This window comes from Xanthomonas sp. XNM01, assembly GCF_014851915.1.
Lineage (GTDB): Bacteria > Pseudomonadota > Gammaproteobacteria > Xanthomonadales > Xanthomonadaceae > Pseudoxanthomonas.
Genome location: NZ_JACVAP010000006.1, coordinates 49,511 through 67,971, shown reverse-complemented (window position 1 = coordinate 67,971; position 18,461 = coordinate 49,511). Strand labels below are relative to the sequence as shown.

The window sequence follows — 18,461 nt, the reverse complement described above, 5'->3', positions numbered from 1 at the left end:
TAGGCTGTCGCTCCCGACTGGAGGATCTTCCGATGCAGACCGTCACCCGCACGTTTTCCCTCGGCACCCGCAGCGTGCACCGCCTGGGCTACGGCGCCATGCAACTGGCCGGTCCGGGCGTGTTCGGCCCGCCGCGCGACCCCGACCAGGCACGCGCCGTGCTGCGCGCCGCGATCGACGCCGGCGTCGACCACATCGACACCAGCGACTTCTACGGCCCGCACCTGACCAACCAGCTGATCCGCGACACGCTCGCGCCCTATCCCGAGGCGCTCACCCTGGTCACCAAGGTTGGCGCGCGCCGCGGTCCGGCCGGGGAATGGCTGCGCGCGGACGACGCGGCCAGCCTGGAGCAGGCGGTGCACGACAACCTGCGCCATCTCGCGCTGGACATGCTGCCGGTGGTGAACCTGCGGGTGATGTTCGACACCCATGGGCCGGTCGAGGGTGCCATCGAGGCGCCTCTGAGCGCGCTGGCCGAACTGCAGCAGCGCGGCCTGGTCCGCCATGTGGGCCTGAGCAACGTCACCGCGGCCCAGGTCGAGGAGGGCCGCCGCCTGTGCGACATCGTCTGCGTGCAGAACCATTACAACCTGGCACACCGCGCCGACGACGCCCTGATCGACGCGCTGGCCGCGGACGGCATCGCCTACGTGCCGTTCTTCCCGCTCGGCGGCTTCTCGCCACTGCAGTCGACGACGCTGTCGGCCGTGGCGCAGCGCCTCGGGCACACGCCGCTGCAGGTGGCACTGGCCTGGCTGCTGCAGCGCGCGCCGAACATCCTGCTGATCCCGGGCACGTCCTCGCCGGCGCATCTGCGCGAGAACCTGGCCGTCGCCGACATCGTGCTGCCTCCCGACGCGATCGCCGTGCTGGACGCGATCGGCATCGCGTCCGCCGAGGCCCGGCAATCGGCGTCCTGACAGCCTGATCGCGCAGCAGCCGTCGGCGCAGCCGGCTCTGCCGCGATGCGGGCGTCTACGCAGCATCGTCCGCAGTGCGCCCTCCATCGCGTTCTCGCCGCTCCGGTCCCGCAGCCGCACCGTGCGGTGGGCAGCGGGGCTGGGGTGGATTCGAAGCAAGCCCCTGCACGCCGCAGCGAAGCCGAAGGGAGCGGGTCGGTTGCAGCCTGCGTGCTATGATGCGCGCCCCTTTGGGGAGTAGCCTGCCTCGCCGCGCAATGCGGCGACGCGTCCGCATCAACATGCTCGGCCTTGCGGCCGTGGTGCGGACACCTCCGGGTTGGCGAGACCAACGGCCTGCTTCAGTCGCCCGCATCCGGGCGACTGGCGGGCCGTGTCCGCCTTCCAGCCCGGTACGCCAGAATGAACCTGCTTTCCATCCTCCTGATCGGCATCGCGATGTCGACCGACGCCTTCGCGGCCGCGGTCGGCAAGGGCGCGGCCATGCAGCGCCCCCGCTTCACCGAGGCGCTGCGCGCCGGCCTGATCTTCGGTGTGATCGAAGCAGTGACGCCGCTGATCGGCTGGCTGCTGGGCAGCGCCGCGGCGCAGTACATCACCGCGTGGGATCACTGGATCGCGTTCGGCGTGCTCGGTGCGCTGGGCCTGCACATGATCTGGAACGGTTTCCGCCCGGAGGCCGAGGGCGAGGAACGCCCGCAGCGGCACGGCTTCTGGAACCTGGCCGCCACCGGCTTCGCGACCAGCATCGATGCGATGGCCATCGGCGTGAGCCTGGCCTTCCTCGATGCGCCGATCGGCCTCGTCGCCGCGGTCATCGGCCTGTGCACGCTGGTGATGGTGACCACCGGCATCATGCTCGGCCGCGTGCTCGGCGCGATGGCCGGCAAGCGCGCCGAGATCATCGGCGGCGTGATCCTGATCGTGATCGGCTCGGTGATCCTCTACGAGCACCTGAGCGGCGCGGCCTGAGCCGGCGCGTCGTGGCCGCCGGCATGGCCGGTTGCGGCATCGTGCGCCGACCGCACCTGCCGGTCGCACGCGGGCGGAATCGGGCGGAATCGGGCCGCGCTTCCGGTCCGGAGGCATCGGGCAGCGCCGGGTCCCGCACTGCCTGCGGGCAGACTGCGCTGCGCAGCGCGCGGTTCGCCTTCCATGGACCGCGGTCGCATCCGGTGTCGGGGTCTCAGCGCACGACCAGCACCGGCACCTTCGAATGCGACAGCACCGTCTGGGTCTGGCTGCCCAGCAGCACCTTGCCCAGGCCGCGGCGCCCATGCGACGCCATGACCACCAGGCCGGCACCGACGTCCTCGGCCGCCTTGGCGATCGCGTCGGACGGATAGCCATCGGGCACATGCAGGGTGTCGCAGGCGACCCCCGAGGCCGCGGCGCGCGCCGCGGCGGCATCGAGGATCTGCTGCGCGCTTTCGGCGCAGCCCTTGCGGTAGTCGGCCGCCAGCGTGGGATCGGCTGACAGGGCGATGGCATCGTCGAACGCCGGCGCCCATGGCTCGGTGACGGTCAGCACGGTCACCGGCAGCCGCAGCGCGGCGGCCAGCGCAAGACCGTGCTCCAGCCCTCTTCCGGCAAGCTCGGAACCGTCGGTGGCGATCAGGATGCGGGTGAACATGGCAGTCTCCGTTCGGGCGCGGACTCGCCCTGAGTGAATAACACAGCGCCCGCGAACGCCCTGCACTGATCGTGCGCAAGCGCCGCGTCCTGGCCCGTACTCCACAGCGTGCGCCCTGACGCTGGACACCATTCCGCGCGACCGGGGACCACCTCAAGACCATGCTGCCGCCGGAGTTCCCGCCGGTCGTGCCATGCGCCTGCCGCGATGCAGGCATCCGCCTGCCGGTCGGGGATCGTCCCGCGCCGGCACTGGCTGCCGAGCGCGAGCATGCAGCGTGCTCACGCCGCTCCCACTGCATGTGGACTGCACGCTGCAGGAGGTCGGCGCCGGGCGGGGGCCGGCTTCCGCGGGCGCAGATGCCACATGGCCGGGATCGTGGATCGTCGTGCCGGACGTCGCGCCCTGCCGCGCATCCGGGACAGGGCACCCATCCAGGGTGTCAGCGCGGACGGAACAGGCCGCCGCTCGTGCCGGCACTCACACCGGCTGCAGGTTCGCGTAGGCCAGCACCAGCCATTTGCTGCCGACGTCGTCGAAGTTGACCTGCACGCGCGCATGCGCCCCGCTGCCTTCGTAGTCGACGACGGTGCCGCTGCCGAACGTGGCGTGGGTAACGGCCTGGCCCAGCTTCAACGCCGGCTTTTCCAGCGCCGGCATCGCGTTGCGCGCCGGTGCGGCGGCCATCGGCCGCGACACCTGCACGCGCGGGCGCACCTCGTTGAGCAGGTGGCCGGGGATCTCGCGCAGGAAGCGCGACGGCATGCCGTACATGTCCATGCCGTGGATGCGCCGGCTCTCGGCGTAGGTCATCACCAGCTTCTGCCGCGCGCGGGTGATGCCGACATAGGCCAGGCGCCGCTCTTCCTCCAGCCGCCCGCTCTCGTCCAGCGACTTGCTGCTGGGGAACACGCCCTCCTCCACGCCGACCAGGAACACCAGCGGGAACTCCAGGCCCTTGGCCGAGTGCAGGGTCATCAGCTGCACGCCGTCCTCGTCGGCCTGGGCCTGGCCTTCGCCGGCCTCCAGCGCCGCGTAGGACAGGAACGCGACCAGCTCGCTCATGCTCTGCTGGTCGTCGTCGAGCTCGGCGCGCGAGAAGCGCGAGGCCACCGAGACCAGTTCGTCCAGGTTCTCCAGCCGGGATTCGGCATCGAGCTGGCCACGCGATTCGCTGGCCCAGTGCTCGCGCAGGCCCGAGCGGGCCAGCACGTGGTCGACCCGGTCCTTCAGCGCCAGGTCGGTGGTTTCCGCATCCAGCGCCTCGATCAGGCCGAGGAAACCGGCGACCGCATTGCGCGCGCGCGCCGCCAGCACGTTCTGCGACACCAGCTGCCCGGCAGCGCGCACCAGCGACAGCGACTGTTCGCGCGCGCAGCGGCGGACCTCGTCCAGGGTGCGGTCGCCGATGCCGCGCGCCGGCGTGTTCACCGCGCGCTCGAACGCCGCATCGTCGTCGCGGTTGGCCAGCAGGCGCAGATAGGCCAGCGTGTCCTTGACCTCGGCACGCTCGAAGAAGCGCATGCCGCCGTAGACGCGGTACGGCACCTGTTCGGACAGCAGCACTTCTTCCAGCGCGCGCGACTGCGCGTTGCTGCGGTAGAGCACCGCGGCCTCGCGGTAGCTGCCGCCGTCGCGCACCCACTGGCGCACGCGCTCGATCACGTAGCGCGCCTCGTCCATCTCGTTGTAGGCGGCGTAGACGTCGACCGGCTCGCCCTCGCCGCTGTCGGTCCACAGCTGCTTGCCGATGCGGTCGGGGTTGTGCGCGATCACCGCATTGGCCGCACCCAGGATGTTGGCGGTGGAGCGGTAGTTCTGCTCCAGCCGGATCGTGCGCGCGCCCGGGAAGTCCTTCAGGAACTGCTGCACGTTCTCGACCTTGGCGCCGCGCCAGCCGTAGATGGCCTGATCGTCGTCGCCGACCACGAACACGCGGCCGGTGTCGCCGGCCAGCACGCGCACGAAGGCGTACTGGATCGCGTTGGTGTCCTGGAACTCGTCGATCAGCAGGTCGCGGAAACGCGCGCGGTAATGCGCCAGCAGGCCCTGGTTGTCGCGCAGCAACTCGTGCGCGCGCAGCAGCAGCTCGGCGAAGTCGACCAGACCCGCCCGGTCGCAGCGCTCCTGGTACAGCGCGTAGGCGCGCACCAGCGCCTCGGTCCACGGATCGTTGCCCGGCTGGATGTGCTGCGGGCGTCGCCCCTCGTCCTTCTGCGCGTTGATCCACCACGCGATCTGGCGCGGCGGGTAGCGGCTGTCGTCCAGCTCCAGCTGCTGCACCACGCGCTTGACCAGGCGCAGCTGGTCGTCGCTGTCGAGCACCTGGAACGATTCGGGCAGCTTCGCCTCGTTCCAGTGCAGGCGCAGCAGGCGGTGGGCCAGGCCGTGGAAGGTGCCGATCCACATCCCGCGCGCGCCGTGGCGCAGCTGCAGGTCCACGCGCGCGCGCATCTCGCCGGCCGCCTTGTTGGTGAAGGTCACCGCGAGGATGCCGTGGGTCGGAATGTGCTCGACCTCGTTCAGCCAGGCGATGCGGTGGGTGAGCACGCGGGTCTTGCCGGAGCCGGCACCGGCCAGGACCAGGTAGTGGCCGGGAGGGGCCGACACGGCCTCGCGCTGGGCCGGATTGAGGCCGTCGATCAGGTGGGAAACATCCATGCCGCCATTCTACCGGGGCCGCGCTCAAACCCTGAGAACAATGCGCACGATCATCGGAACCATGGCACTGAAAAGGAAAGGGCCGCTGCGGGCGGCCCTTTCCGGTCTTCACGCGTATCCGGTGCGCTCAGTGGTCGTGCCTGGCGCTGTTGCCGTTCATCAGCTTGTCGGTCCAGGCGATGCCGATCGCCGACAGGATGAACACGCAATGGATGATGGTCTGCCACAGCACGCCGTCGGCGGTCAGCTGCGAGCACTGGGTGCTGGTGATCGCCATCTCGGCCTTCATCACGGCCAGCTGCTCCGGCGTGCACAGCGGCAGGCCGCCGAGCGTGCCGACGGCGATGAAGGTCTTCAGCAGGTGGATCGAGGAGATGCCGATGATCGCCATCGCCAGCTTCACCTTCAGCACCGAGGCGTTGACGTGGCTCAGCCACTCCGGCTGGTCGGGATGGCCCTCCAGGCGCAGGCGCGAAACGAAGGTCTCGTAGCCGCCGACGATCACCATCACCAGCAGGTTGGAGATCATCACCACGTCGATCAGGCCGAGCACGATCAGCATGATCTCCTGCTCGCCCAGGCCCGGCGACCGGTGGATCAGGTGCCACAGCTCCTTGCCGAACAGGAACACGTACACGCACTGCGCCACGATCAGGCCCAGGTACAGCGGCAGCTGCAGCCAGCGCGAGGCGAAGATCAGGGTGGACAACGGACTCAGGCGGGCGGTCGACATGGGAGGCGTCAGAGTGAGGGACGGCGCAGCGTAGCGGCGGCGCGGCGGGCTGCCAAGCGGTCCCGATCGGCCCGCCCGGACGGCTGCATTGGCGCCTGCAACAGTGCGATCCATCCACCCTGCACGGCCCGGCAACAGAGCGGCCCTACACTCGGCGTCCCTGTTCCTTCCGCACCGGAGCGCCGCGATGCTCGATCTCCACTACTGGCCCACCCCCAACGGCCACAAGGTCACCCTGTTCCTGGAAGAGGCCGGCCTGCCCTACACCCTCAAGCCGGTGAACATCGGCAAGGGCGACCAGTTCAAGCCGGAGTTCCTGGCGATCTCGCCGAACAACAAGATGCCGGCCCTGGTCGACCACGCCCCGGCCGACGGCGGCGCCCCGGTCAGCGTGTTCGAGTCCGGCGCGATCCTGCTGTACCTGGCCGAGAAGACCGGCCGGTTCCTGCCGGCCGACCCGCGTGCGCGGATCCAGGCGCTGGAATGGCTGTTCTGGCAGGTCGGCGGCCTGGGCCCGATGACCGGCCAGTACGGGCATTTCACCGTCTACGCGCCGGAGAAGATCGGCTACGCGATCGACCGCTATACCGCAGAGGCCAAACGCCTGCTCGGCGTGCTCGACACGCGCCTGGCCGGCCGCGCCTTCATCGCCGGCGACGACTATGGCATCGCCGACATGGCCAGCTATCCGTGGATCGCGCCCTACGCCAAGGCGCCGCTGGATCTGGAGCCGTATCCGGAAGTGCGCCGCTGGCAGGCCGCGATCGCCGCGCGCCCGGCCACCCAGCGCGCGTATGCGCTGGCCGCGCAGGTGAACCCGGACGCCGGCAAGCCGATGAGCGACGAGGAGAAGAAGCTGCTGTTCGGGCAGGGCGCGACCAAGGCCTGAGCCGGAAGCGCGGATACCGCCCTCACGGTCCAGGGGATCCGACCGGTTCCACATCCCCGAGCCTCACCTTGCCGGACCGGCAGATCACGCCCGCCTTCTCGCCATACTGGACCGTGCCGCCTTGCAGGAATTGATATGCGCGCCCTTCGATGAGCTCGTTCGGGCGCGCACGGAAGTGCGCGACAACCAGTCCGTCATCGCGCGCTTTCGCATCCATAAATGGCGTGTTACGGCCCTGCCGGTACAGCAGTAGCCCACCCTCCGGCCGGACCATGCCGTCCCCCAGCACACCGGCGATGAGTTCGCATGTAGCGCCACCTGCCAGCATGCGTGCATCCGGGGACCTGTCGACCATGATCAACGCCGTGCCCAGTTCGGGGACCTCCGAATCGGGTGGATAGTCCGGCGATGTCCCTGCCTGCACCGCGCCGCACGTCATTGCGGCGATAACAAGCGCCATCACGGGGTAACTGCCGCCTGCACGTCTCATGGCCTTCCTCCTGGACTCCGACCGCGCCCTCCCAGGGCCGTATGCCAACGCCCGTTGTCAGCACGGACGCGTCGGCTGATTCGCGCGTCCGCATCTTCGCACAGTGGCGGCTCCACGACGCCAGAGCGCACTTGGCAACCAGGGCTCTGCCACTAGACTGTGCGGCCAACCGGTTTCATCCGCGGAGACCCCATGCGCCTGCTGCTGTGCGCCGCCATTCTCATGAGCACGATCGTCATGCCCGTCCACGCCGAAAAACTCACGCTCGAGGCCATCACCGGCAGTGCGCCGCTGTCCGGCCCGACCCTGATGAAGCCGCAGGTCGCGCCCGACGGCAGCCGCGTGACCTTCCTGCGCGGCAAGGACGACGACCGCAACCGGCTGGACCTGTGGGAGTACGACGTCGCCAGCGGCCAGACCCGGCTGCTGGCCGATTCCAGCGTGGTCCTGCCCGGCACCGAGACCCTCAGCGACGAGGAGAAGGCGCGGCGCGAGCGCCAGCGCATCGCCGCCTACTCGGGCATCGTCGAGTACCAGTGGGCACCGGATGCGCGCACGCTGCTGTTCCCGCTCGGCGGCGAGCTCTACCTGTACCAGCTCGACGCGCCCGCCGGCCAGGCGGTGCGCAAGCTGACCAGCGGCGGCGGTTTCGCGACCGACCCGAAGGTGTCGCCGAAGGGCGGCTACGTCAGCTTCATCCGCGCCCGCGACCTGTGGGTGATCGACCTGGCCAGCGGCAGGGAGATCCGTCTGACCGGCGACGGCAGCAACACCATCGGCAACGGCGTGGCCGAGTTCGTCGCCGACGAGGAGATGGACCGCCACACCGGCTACTGGTGGGCGCCGGACGACAGCGCGATCGCCTTCGCCCGCATCGACGAATCGCCGGTGCCGGTGCAGCAGCGCTACGAGATGTACGCCGACCGCACCGAGGTGATCGAGCAGCGCTATCCGGCCGCCGGCGACCGCAACGTGCTGGTGCGGCTGGGCACGATCGCGCCGAAGGCGAACGCGAAGCCGCGCTGGATCGACCTGGGCAAGGAGACCGACATCTACCTGGCCCGCGTCGACTGGCGCGACCCGCAGCGCCTGACCTTCCAGCGCCAGTCGCGCGACCAGAAGCGCCTTGAGCTGATCGAGACCACGCTCGCCGACGGCCGCCAGCGCGTGCTCGCCAGCGAGACCTCGCCGACCTGGGTGCCGCTGCACCACCACCTGCGCTTCCTGAAGGATGGCCGCTTCGTCTGGGGTTCGGAACGCAGCGGCTTCCAGCACCTGTACCTGGCCTCGGAGGACGGCGCCACCCTGTCGCCGCTGACCGCGGGCGAGTGGATGGTCGACGAACTGCTGGGCGTGGACGAGGCCGCAGGCCTGGTCTGGTTCAGCGGCACGAAGGACTCGGCGCTGGAGAAGCACGTCTACCGCGTGCCGCTGGCCGGCGGTGCGGTGGAGAAGCTGTCGCAGGCGCCGGGCATGCACGCGGCCAGCTTCGCCCGCAACGCCAGCGTCTATGTCGACAGCTGGTCAAACCCGACCACGCCGCCGCAGATCGAACTGCGCCGCAACGACGGCGCCCTGCTGTCGACCCTGCTGCGCAACGACCTGGCCGATCCGCAGCACCCGTATGCGCGCTACCGCGACGCGCAGCGCCCGGTCGAGTTCGGCACGCTGACCGCCGCCGACGGCCGCACCCCGCTGCACTACAGCCTGATCAAGCCGGAAGGCTTCGACCCGTCCAGGAAGTACCCGGTGGTGGTCTACGTCTACAGCGGCCCAGCCGCGCAGACCGTGACCCGCGCCTGGCCCGGCCGCGCCGATGCGCTGTTCAACCAGTACCTGGCCCAGCAGGGCTACGTGGTGTTCTCGCTGGACAACCGCGGCACCCCGCGCCGCGGCCGCAACTTCGTCGGCGCGCTGTACGGTGTGCAGGGCACGGTCGAGGTCGACGACCAGCTGAAGGGCGTGGAGTGGCTGAAGGCGCAGTCGTGGGTCGATCCGCAGCGGATCGGCGTGCATGGCTGGTCCAACGGCGGCTACATGACGCTGATGCTGCTGGCCCGCACCAAGGCCTACGCCTGCGGCGCGGCCGGTGCGCCGGTCAGCGACTGGGCGCTGTACGACACCCACTACACCGAGCGCTACATGAACCTGCCGGACGCCAACCCGGACGGCTACCGCGACGCGCGCGTGCTGACCCACGTCGACGGCCTGGTCGGGCCGGACGCGCCGAAGCTGCTGCTGATCCACGGCATGGCCGACGACAACGTGCTGTTCACCAACGCCACCGCGGTGATGAGCGCGCTGCAGCAGCGTGGTCAGGCCTTCGAACTGATGACCTACCCGGGCGCCAAGCACGGCCTCAGCGGCCGCGACGCGCTGCACCGCTACCGGCTGAGCGAGGATTTCTTCGCCCGCTGCCTGACGCGCTGATCCGACACTTCCCGCGCACGGAGCACATCACATGGATCCCACGTCCGCAGGCGTCATCCCGCCGCTGCCGGGTCCGCCACCGCCCGCACCTGGCGGCTGGTGGCGCCGACACTGGAAATGGGCGGTGCCGGCGCTGGCCGGCACCGGCCTGCTGCTGGTGATCGCCGTCGTCGCGCTGTTCGTCGCCGCGTTGCTGGGCACGATGAAATCCTCCGACGCCTACCGCGTCGCGGTCGAGACCGCGCAGCGCGACCCGACGCTGATCGCCGCGATCGGCGCACCGATCGAGCCGGGCTGGTTCTTCAGCGGCAACGTGGCGACCCGGAGCGGCGGCACCGGCGAAGCCGACCTGCGCATCCCGCTGCGTGGATCACACGGGCAGGCGGACCTGGTGGTCGAAGCCGGGCGCGTCGACGGCCGCTGGCTGTACACCACGCTGGAGGCGGTGGTCGAGGGCGGAGAGACGATCCCACTGCGGACCGGCCAGCGGTCCTCCGACACCGGTTCCAGCAACCGGATCGACGCCGCCTCGAAGCGCAACACCAAGGGCGGCTGAGCGGGGCCCCCACGGCTGCAGCACGGCGGGCGAAGGTCCCGGATGCGGTTGCCCAGGCCGCGGGCGTCAGTCCTGGGCTGGACGCGGCGGGGGAACAGGCGCGGCCACCGCGCCCGGCGGCACCCAGATCGCCATGCCGGCCGCCTTCTTCTGGGTGGTCGGGATGCCGACGCTGAGCCCGCCGCCGCTGTGGCGGCCGTAGCTGCCGGCGCCGACCGACATCCCGACCGGCGAGCCGGACGAGCCCACGCCCATCAGCACGATGCCGTTCGCACCCAGGGCCGCGGCCTCGCGCTTGAGCCGGGCCACCGCCGCATCGGTCTGGCCCTGGGTGCCGAAGCCGACCGCGCTGGAGGATTCAAGCTGGGCGATGTCCTGCGAACCCGGCGGCGGCACCGAATAGATCTGCACCTGGGCCGGATCGATCGGCGCACGCGCCGGGTTGAGCATGACCTTGGACGTGCTGGCGCAGCCGGCCAGGGCCAACGAGACGGTGAGGACGGCGAGCAGGCGGCGCATGACGGACCCCGGCGCGAGGCGATGGACGGAATGGCGCCATCTTCGGCCCGCCCGGGTGAACCGGCTGCGAACCGGCGCCGGCACCACTGCCGGAACGGCGCACCACGCAACGGCAGCTGGCGTGGTGATACGGACACCACGACGGCACGCCGGGACAATCGGTCCGCCCCGCGCGACGGGACCGTCCGGGAGCCGGGGCGTATCATTTCCGCAGCCTGCAAGGAGCCCCCAGCATGACCTATCCCCATATCCGCCCGCGCCGCATGCGTCGCGACGAGTTCTCGCGCCGGCTGATGCGCGAGCACGTGCTGACCACCAACGACCTGATCTATCCGGTCTTCGTGCACGAGGAGAAGGGGCGGGTGCCGGTGCCGTCGATGCCGGGCGTGGAGCGGCTGTCGATCGACGAGCTGCTGCGCGTGGGCGAGCAGGCGCTGGAGCTGGGCGTGCCGGTGCTGGACCTGTTCGGCGTGCCCGATGCGGCGGCCAAGACCGCCGACGGCGCCATCGCCTGGTCCGAGGACGGCATCATCCCGCGCGCGATCCGCGCGCTGAAGGCGCGCTTCCCCGAGCTGGGCGTGATGACCGACCAGGCGCTGGACCCCTACACCACGCACGGCCAGGACGGGCTGATCGACGAGACGGGCTACATCCTCAACGACGAGACCATCGCCGCGCTGGTCAAGCAGTCGCTGGCGCACGCCGCCGCCGGCGCCGACATCCTTTCGCCCAGCGACATGATGGACGGCCGCGTCGGCGCGATCCGCGAAGCGCTGGAAGCGGCCGGCTTCATCAACACCCGGATCATGTCGTACGCGGCCAAGTACGCGTCGGCGTTCTACGGCCCGTTCCGCAGCGCGGTCGGCAGCGCCGGCAACCTCGGCAAGGGCAACAAGTTCACCTACCAGATGGACCCGGCCAATTCCGACGAGGCGCTGCGCGAGGTCGAACTCGACATCGCCGAAGGCGCCGACATGGTGATGGTCAAGCCGGGCCTGCCGTACCTGGACGTGATCCGGCGGGTCAAGGACGCCTTCGGCGTACCGACCTTCGCCTACCAGGTCAGCGGCGAGTACGCGATGCTCAAGGCCGCCGCCGCCAATGGCTGGCTGGACGAACGCGCCTGCGCGCTGGAAGCGCTGACCGCGTTCAAGCGCGCCGGCGCCGACGGCGTACTGACCTACTACGCGCTCGACGCGGCGCGCTGGCTGCGCGAGCGCTGATCGGCCGCTGCACGATCACCGGCGTGCGGGGAAAGCAGCGGCCATCGCAGCCGCTGCCTTCCTGACCTGTCAGAAGCGTAGTTCCGCGCCCAGCAGCAGCATGTCGGCACGGCTGACATCGGTCGCCTGGTAGTAGCCATAGCCATAACCGTAGTAGTACGTCGTGCCATAGACGTAGGCGGTATAGGCCAGACTGAGATTGAGGTGTCGATTCACATCGACATCGACACCGACGCCGATACCCACATACGCGCCGTCGACCGTGTCGTCGTAGCCGTCCTCGTCCTTCTGGGTCGCGCTGAAGTAACCGGCCCTGGCGATGCCGAACCAGCGGCTGCGACCGAAGTTCACGCGCGTGGTCGCACCGATGCTGTCGAAACGGATTTCGGGATACAGGAAATCGCGGTCGCTGGACGCGGCCAGTCGCCCGCCAGTTCGATGCCGACCAGGGTGAAATCGCCGGCATCCCAGCGGTATCCCGCCGAAACGGCCTTGGCGGTCTGGTCCGCATCCTCGTAGAGCCAGCCCTTGCCGCCATGGACGGCGACGAAGAATCCACCTGCATTACGCGGTTCGGCGCGGGGCGCGGGACGCGGGGCCGGGGGGGCGACCGGTGCGACCACGTCGGACGCCGTTGTCTGCGATTGCGACTGGCCCGGGTCGGTAACTGGTTGCGCCTTGGTGGTAGTGGCTGGCGCGGCCTGCTTCTTCATGTAGGCGTCCCAGGCCGGTGAAATGGACTGGGCATGGAGGTGCATGGCAGGCAGCAGCAGCAGCAGCGGCAGGCTGCGTGTGATCGACTTCATCGGTTGTCCCCTGTTCCGTGGTGGACGATGTCCTGCTTGCCTGCGCAGGGCGACGGAACGGGCCACCCGGAGACTCCCGGTTCCGTACCGGCAGCATTCCGCGCTCCCGGGCGAGCGTCAAGCCATCAGCCGCCCCACTGCCAGCGCGCGCCGAGCACGAAGGTCCGGTCCGGGCCCGGCTCGTAGAAGCGGCCGTTGCCCTCGTTGACGATCACCGAGCCGATGTACGCCTGGTCCAGCGCGTTGTCGACGCGGACGAAGGTGTGCAGCGTGCCGTGCGCGCTGCGCCAGTCGCGGCCCAGCTGCAGGTGCAGCAGGCCATAGCCGGGCGACGTCTCGGTGGCGCTGTCGTTGACCACCACCGGCCCGACCGCGACCGCCTGCACCGCCGCCTGCCACGGGCCTTCGCGCCACTGCAGGCGCGCGGCCAGCTGCTCGCGGGCCACGCCGGGAATGCGGCTGCCGGCGGCGACCAGCACGTTCGGGTCGGTGCAGCCGCTGGCGGTGCAGATCGGGAAACTGTCACGGAAGGTCGCGTCCAGCCAGGTGTAGGCCAGCTCGGCGCTCCACGCCGCACCCAGCGGCAGGCCGGCGGCCAGCTCCACGCCCTGCCGGCGCGCACTGCCGACATTGCGGAAGCTGCTGCGACCGCCGACGTTGCGCGCGACCGCCAGCTCGTCGTCGGTGTCGGCACGGAACAGCGCGGCATCGACATGCGCACCGCTGTCGCCGCGCCACTTCGCGCCCAGCTCCAGGTTGCGGCTCACCGCCGGTTTCAGGTCGAACGCCAGCCCGGCGCCGCCATCGGCGCGGTAGCCGACTTCGTTGAAGGTCGGCGTCTCGAAGCCGCGCCCGGCCGACAGGTAGATGCGGGTACTGTCGAGCGGCGCGAAGACAAGACCGGCCACCGGCGTGGTTTCCGAGTATTCGACGCGGCCGCTGTCGTCGGGATTGGCGCCGACCACGTAGTGGTCGCGCGAGCGGAACGCGACCTCGCTGTGGCGCGCGCCGACCAGCAGCGACCAGCGCGGGGCCAAACGCCACCACAGCTGCGCGTACTGGTCGCTGTTGGAGACCTGGTTGCGCTCGTCGCGGCGCAGCCGCCCACGCACGCCGACGTCGCTGCCGATGAAGTTCTCGTAGCCGCGCCGGTGCTGGCGCTGGCGGTCGGCATTGAGGCCGAGGCTGGCCTCGAACGGGCGCCCGCCCAGTTCGCCGTTCCAGGACCAGCGCAGGTCGGCGCCGCCGTAGTCGTTGTCCAGGTCGATCACGCCGCCGGAGTTCAACGGATTGGCCTGCGCGGTCGCCGGCAGCGGCAGGTACTGCTCGACGCTGCGCTGACCGGCATAGCCCATCGCCCGCAGCGTGCTGGCGCCGAACGCATGTTCGTAGGCCAGGCCCAGCTGGTCCTGGCTGACCGACTTGCGTGTGTCGTACTGCAGTGCCACCGCGGTGGCCTGGGTCGGGTCGGCACGTACCTGCGCGCGGGTCAGGCCGAGCGGATCCTGTGCGTCGGGCGCGTCGAAGTGGTTGGCGACCACGTCCAGCTTGCCGGCCTGGCCGATGCCGAACCGCAGCTTCGCGTTGACCGAGGTGCGCGTGGCCGCGCTGTGGTCGCGGTAGCCGTCCGTCTCCAGCCGCGATGCGGCGACGTTGTAGCCGAAGCCGCGGTCGCCGCCGCGGACACGCGCGCCGAGGATCGTGGTGTCGTTGCCGCCGGCGCTGAGCTGGACGCGGCCGTCGTGCCGGCCATCGTCGGGGATGTCGCTCCACAGCTGGATCACGCCGCCCGAGGAATTGCCGTGCAGCGCCGAGAACGGGCCGCGCAGCACCTCGACCCGGTCCGCGCCCTGCATGCTGAAGTGCGAGACCTGGCCCTGCCCGTCCGGCATCGTCGCCGGAATGCCATCGGCGTACAGGCGCAGGCCGCGCACGCCGAAGGTCGAACGCGCGCCGAAGCCGCGGATCGACAGCTGCGTATCCTGGGCCAGGTTCTGGCGCTCGCGTGCGAGCAGGCCGGGCACCCCATCCAGCGCTTCTGACACGCTCGCGTTGCTGCGCGCATCCAGCGTGTCCAGGGCGATGGTGCCTACCGACGCCGGCACGTCGAAGCCCTGCACGGTCTCCAGGCGCGTGGCGGTGACCACGACACGGTCCAGCGTGGTCGCCTCGCCCCCGGCCTCGGGAGCGGCCAGCGCCGGCAGGGTGATCAGCAGGCCGGCGGCCAGCGGCAGGGAACGACAACGGGTGTGCATGCGGGGGATATCCATCAGCCTGGCGACGAAGATGCGGACTGCTGCCGCCCGGCAGGAGACACGGGCGAACAGCACGCGCGCCAGTGTCGCCCAGCGCGCCGCTACGGAATGTGACTGCGGATGCACGCGCTGCATCGGCGCGTCCGCCGCGCGCATGCCTGCAGCGCGCGGGGGACGACGATGCGCGATGACGCCGCGGCCGCAGCGCGATCCGGCATGGCGCCGCCGCGCCGGGGATGCGGACCGCCGGATGATCCAGATCACGTTGCGTCCGCGGCCCGGGAGTAGACTGGCCCGGACGACGGAGCGGACCGGCTGCGCTGCAGCCGGGGCGGCGGGGACCGGCGACGGGACACCGCGACCGCGCCGTCGCATGCCTTCCTGAGCACACCACGAGAATGCCCATGCCCGATTCCCGCTACGCCGTCTTCGGCCATCCGATCGCCCACTCGCTGTCGCCGCAGATCCACCGCAGTTTCGCGGCCCAGCTCGGGATCGCACTGGAGTACACCGCGATCGATGCCGACCCGGCGGCGTTCGGTGCGGCACTGGACGCGTTCGCCGCCAACGGCGGTCGCGGCGCCAACGTGACCATGCCGCTGAAGGAGGCCGCGTTCGCGTTGTGCGCGCGCACCAGCGACCGCGCGCGCCTTGCCGGTGCGGTCAACACGCTGGTGCGCAACGACGGCCAGTGGCACGGCGACAACACCGACGGCCCGGGCCTGGTCCGCGACCTGACCGACCGCTGCGGGCTGGATCTGCGTGGCCGCCGCGCGCTGCTGCTCGGTGCAGGCGGCGCCGCGCGCGGGGTCGCACCGGCGCTGCTCGACGCCGGCATCCTGGAACTGGTCGTGGTCAACCGCACGCCGGAGCGCGCCGATGCGCTGGTCGATGCGCTCGGCGTCCCCGGACGCGCGCATACGCGCTATTGGGACGACCTGGCCGACCAGGGCGACTTCGAGCTGATCATCAATGCGACCTCGGCCGGACGCTCGGCCGGTGCTGGCTTCCATGCGCCTTTCACCTTGGTCAACAGCCGCACCCTGGCGGTGGACCTGAACTACGGCGAGGCGGCGATTCCGTTCCTGGCCTGGGCGCGGGCCGGTGGCTGCCGCGACGTGGTCGACGGCCTGGGCATGCTGGTCGAGCAGGCCGCCGAGAGTTTCGCGCTGTGGCACGGCGTGCGCCCCGAGACCGACCCGGTCTACGCGATGCTGCGCGGCCGCGAACGCTCGCTGGTCACCGCCGACTGAGCCCGGCCATCGCCGCCGTCGCCGGGTACTCCGGCGACGGCGCTCCGATGCTCCCGGATCAGGCGCGCCGGTAGAGCGCGGCGTTGATGCAGGCGAAGACGCTGACCAGGAACCAGCCGAACGGGAACAGCGACAGCGTCAGCAGCCAGGTGACCGCACCGGCCGCGCACGCGGCGACGAACCACAGCAGCGCCGAGAGCAGGCGCCCCTGCACCAGCTGGCCCAACCCGGGCACGATGAAACTGCAGATGGCGGCGATGACGTTGCCGGCCGTGCCTTGTCCGTTGCCCATGCCTGGAATCCTCGCTGTGCTGGTGATGCGTCCATCCTGCCCGCGCGCGGCGTGACCGACAGTGAAAGAGGTCATCCCACCCGATGGCACCGCCGGCACGGCCGCGGCGCGGGCGGGCAGCGTCGGCGGACACCCGCAGGAGGCGACCGGGCCGCGCGCGGCTGGACGGGTCGCGACCTCGAGATCGGCCGCCAACGCGAATGCCGCCGGGCGTGCGGCGCCCCGGTCGTTCGATCGCGGCAGCGATCACCGCGAGCCGATGCGGTCCCGGCGATGGAAGCGCATCGACCAGGCCGGTTCAGCCGCAGGCGGACTTGTCGGCTGCCCGGGTCGCGAGCGCCCCTGCCACACCGCAACCGGGCAGCAGTCAGCGCGCCGGCCGATCTTCCGGAACACCGCATGCGCCGGCTGCATGCATTGCCGGCACGCGCGCAAACCGAGGCAGCAGAACTCGGGCAGCGAGCGAGCGCCAGCGGCTGGCCGCGCTACAGCAGGCCGTCGCGCTTGACCGCCAGGTAGCGTTCGACCAGCGCCGCAGGCAGGTCGGCGGCGGCCACGTCCAGGGTCATCACCCGGTTGCGGCGCAGCGCCTCGTGCGCGGCACCACGCTGGTCGAGGTAGCGTGCCACCGCGCCCGCACGGATCGCACCGGGCAGGTCGTCGACCTCCTCCGCCAGCGCATCGTCGAGCACCTTCTCGCGCAGGCTGGCGACGCAGACCAGGTGCCGGCGCTGCAGCACGCGGATCGCCGACAGCAGTTCGTCGCTGTCCTCGTCGCGCACGTTGGTGACCAGCATGATCAGCGCGCGCCGGCGCTGGCGCATGGCCAGTTCGCTGGCCAGCGCCAGATAGTCGGTGGCCACCGGCTGCGGCTGCAGGTCGTAGCTGCCGCGCAGCAGGTCGTCGATCGCGCCCGGTCCGCGTCGCGGCGGGATCCAGCGCGACTGCCCGCCGACGGCCATCAGCCCGACCGCGTCGCCCTGGCGCAGCGCCAGCCAGCCGACCACCAGCGCCGCGTTGAGCGCATGGTCGAAATGCGACAGTCCGCCGTCGCTGGCCAGCATCCGCCGGCCGGTATCGACCACCAGCAGCAGCTGCTGGTTGCGTTCGTCCTGGTACTCGCGCGAGATCAGCTTGCGCGCGCGTGCGGTGGCCTTCCAGTCGATCTGGCGCAGGCTGTCGCCGACCCGGTATTCGCGCATCTGCTGGAAGTCGGTGCCTTCGCCGCGGCGGCGCTTCAGGTGGGCGCCGACCAGGCGCGAGGCCTGCTCGGCACTGAACAGCGCCAGCCGCGTCAGCGGCGCGAAATCGGGATAGACGCGCACGCTCTGCCGCTCGCCCGCACGGCGCGACTGCCGCCACAGCCGCCACGGCGACGCGATGCGCAGCTGCACGCCCTCGAAGTCGAACCGCCCGCGCGCCATCGGCCGCGCGCGGTAGTCGATGGTGCTCACCGTCTGCGCGGCGAGCTGCAGCCGCCGCGGCAGGCCTTCCACGCTCCAGCCAGTCGGATGCAGGTCGTACAGCTCCAGCCGGGTGCGCCGGGTGGCCTCGATCGCCAGCTCGACCTGGCGCGTGCTGCCCAGCGGCAGCGCTTCGGGCAGCACCCGGCGTACCTGTGGCGTCGGCCACGCCCGCAGGCGCAGCAGGTCCACCAGCAGCAGCACGGCCACCAGCGCCGCGCCGCCCCACCACCAGGCGATCGGCACCAGCTCCAGCGCCGGCGCGATGCCGAGCACGGCCCACAGCGCCAGCACGGCCAGCAGCGGCGGTGCCGGCCTCATGCGGGGTCGCCGTC

Annotated in this window: 17 protein-coding genes; 7 read left to right on the top strand and 10 right to left on the bottom strand. The window is 70.9% G+C overall.

The annotated features are described in order from the left end of the window. Positions 1-32 precede the first annotated feature (32 nt). Both IB242_RS18105 and IB242_RS18100 read left to right on the top strand, forming a co-directional pair. Positions 33-923: an aldo/keto reductase family oxidoreductase gene (locus IB242_RS18105; RefSeq protein WP_192282847.1), complete on the top strand. Its 891-nt coding sequence runs from the start codon at positions 33-35 to the stop codon at positions 921-923. A 402-nt stretch (positions 924-1,325) separates the two neighbouring features. After that, a complete protein-coding gene (locus tag IB242_RS18100) occupies positions 1,326-1,895 on the top strand; it encodes a manganese efflux pump MntP family protein (RefSeq protein WP_192282845.1) in 570 nt (189 codons plus the stop codon). 214 nt (positions 1,896-2,109) lie between these two features. Here the strand turns inward: IB242_RS18100 and IB242_RS18095 are convergent, their stop codons facing one another. The 3 genes from IB242_RS18095 to IB242_RS18085 form a co-directional block, all read right to left on the bottom strand. Continuing rightward, entirely contained in the window at positions 2,110-2,556 is a 447-nt protein-coding gene (locus IB242_RS18095; protein ID WP_192282843.1) for a universal stress protein, read from the bottom strand. 480 nt (positions 2,557-3,036) lie between these two features. Continuing rightward, positions 3,037-5,217 (bottom strand): DNA helicase II, encoded by a 2,181-nt coding sequence (gene uvrD, locus IB242_RS18090; RefSeq protein WP_192282841.1) that lies wholly within the window; start codon positions 5,215-5,217, stop codon positions 3,037-3,039. 127 nt (positions 5,218-5,344) lie between these two features. Then, positions 5,345-5,950, bottom strand: a complete 606-nt coding sequence (locus tag IB242_RS18085; RefSeq protein WP_192282839.1) for a TIGR00645 family protein — start codon at positions 5,948-5,950, stop codon at positions 5,345-5,347. 187 nt (positions 5,951-6,137) lie between these two features. Between IB242_RS18085 and IB242_RS18080 the strand changes: the two genes are divergently transcribed. Beyond that, the gene (locus IB242_RS18080) at positions 6,138-6,839 is read left to right on the top strand and encodes a glutathione S-transferase N-terminal domain-containing protein (protein ID WP_192282837.1); all 702 of its coding nucleotides are present in this window, start codon (positions 6,138-6,140) and stop codon (positions 6,837-6,839) included. Positions 6,840-6,861: 22 nt separating this feature from the next. On the opposite strand, the gene IB242_RS18075 is transcribed toward IB242_RS18080, so the two are convergent. Then, positions 6,862-7,329 (bottom strand): hypothetical protein, encoded by a 468-nt coding sequence (locus IB242_RS18075; protein ID WP_192282835.1) that lies wholly within the window; start codon positions 7,327-7,329, stop codon positions 6,862-6,864. A gap of 192 nt (positions 7,330-7,521) precedes the next feature. On the opposite strand from IB242_RS18075, the gene IB242_RS18070 reads away from it, so the two are divergent. After that, the gene (locus tag IB242_RS18070; protein WP_192282833.1) at positions 7,522-9,759 is read left to right on the top strand and encodes a S9 family peptidase; all 2,238 of its coding nucleotides are present in this window, start codon (positions 7,522-7,524) and stop codon (positions 9,757-9,759) included. Between the two features lie 31 nt (positions 9,760-9,790). After that, positions 9,791-10,315 carry a cytochrome c oxidase assembly factor Coa1 family protein gene (locus IB242_RS18065; protein WP_192282831.1) on the top strand — a complete coding sequence of 175 codons (525 nt, stop codon included), beginning with the start codon at positions 9,791-9,793 and terminating at the stop codon, positions 10,313-10,315. A gap of 66 nt (positions 10,316-10,381) precedes the next feature. Here the strand turns inward: IB242_RS18065 and IB242_RS18060 are convergent, their stop codons facing one another. Beyond that, on the bottom strand, positions 10,382-10,834 hold the full coding sequence (locus tag IB242_RS18060; RefSeq protein ID WP_192282829.1) for a hypothetical protein: 453 nt from the start codon (positions 10,832-10,834) through the stop codon (positions 10,382-10,384). Between the two features lie 233 nt (positions 10,835-11,067). Here IB242_RS18060 and hemB point away from each other — a divergent pair, with 233 nt between their 5' ends. Beyond that, a complete protein-coding gene (gene hemB, locus IB242_RS18055; protein WP_192282827.1) occupies positions 11,068-12,057 on the top strand; it encodes a porphobilinogen synthase in 990 nt (329 codons plus the stop codon). 69 nt (positions 12,058-12,126) lie between these two features. On the opposite strand, the gene IB242_RS18050 is transcribed toward hemB, so the two are convergent. Genes IB242_RS18050 through IB242_RS18040 form a run of 3 tightly spaced genes read right to left on the bottom strand, consistent with a single transcriptional unit; the run spans position 12,127 to position 15,118 of the window. Continuing rightward, complete coding sequence (locus IB242_RS18050) at positions 12,127-12,408, bottom strand: hypothetical protein (RefSeq protein ID WP_192282825.1); 282 nt, start codon at positions 12,406-12,408, stop codon at positions 12,127-12,129. Beyond that, the gene (locus IB242_RS18045; protein ID WP_192282823.1) at positions 12,405-12,929 is read right to left on the bottom strand and encodes a hypothetical protein; all 525 of its coding nucleotides are present in this window, start codon (positions 12,927-12,929) and stop codon (positions 12,405-12,407) included. Before IB242_RS18045 ends, IB242_RS18050 begins: the two co-directional genes overlap by 4 nt. Positions 12,930-12,988: 59 nt before the next feature. Further along, entirely contained in the window at positions 12,989-15,118 is a 2,130-nt protein-coding gene (locus tag IB242_RS18040) for a TonB-dependent receptor (RefSeq protein WP_192282822.1), read from the bottom strand. Between the two features lie 404 nt (positions 15,119-15,522). On the opposite strand from IB242_RS18040, the gene aroE reads away from it, so the two are divergent. Next, on the top strand, positions 15,523-16,371 hold the full coding sequence (gene aroE, locus IB242_RS18035) for a shikimate dehydrogenase (RefSeq protein WP_192282820.1): 849 nt from the start codon (positions 15,523-15,525) through the stop codon (positions 16,369-16,371). A 58-nt stretch (positions 16,372-16,429) separates the two neighbouring features. Here aroE and IB242_RS18030 read toward each other — a convergent pair whose 3' ends face one another. Both IB242_RS18030 and IB242_RS18025 read right to left on the bottom strand, forming a co-directional pair. Then, complete coding sequence (locus tag IB242_RS18030) at positions 16,430-16,663, bottom strand: hypothetical protein (RefSeq protein ID WP_192282818.1); 234 nt, start codon at positions 16,661-16,663, stop codon at positions 16,430-16,432. Between the two features lie 485 nt (positions 16,664-17,148). Further along, positions 17,149-18,447, bottom strand: coding sequence for a DUF58 domain-containing protein (locus IB242_RS18025; protein ID WP_192282816.1), 1,299 nt, complete (start codon positions 18,445-18,447; stop codon positions 17,149-17,151). Positions 18,448-18,461 lie beyond the last annotated feature (14 nt).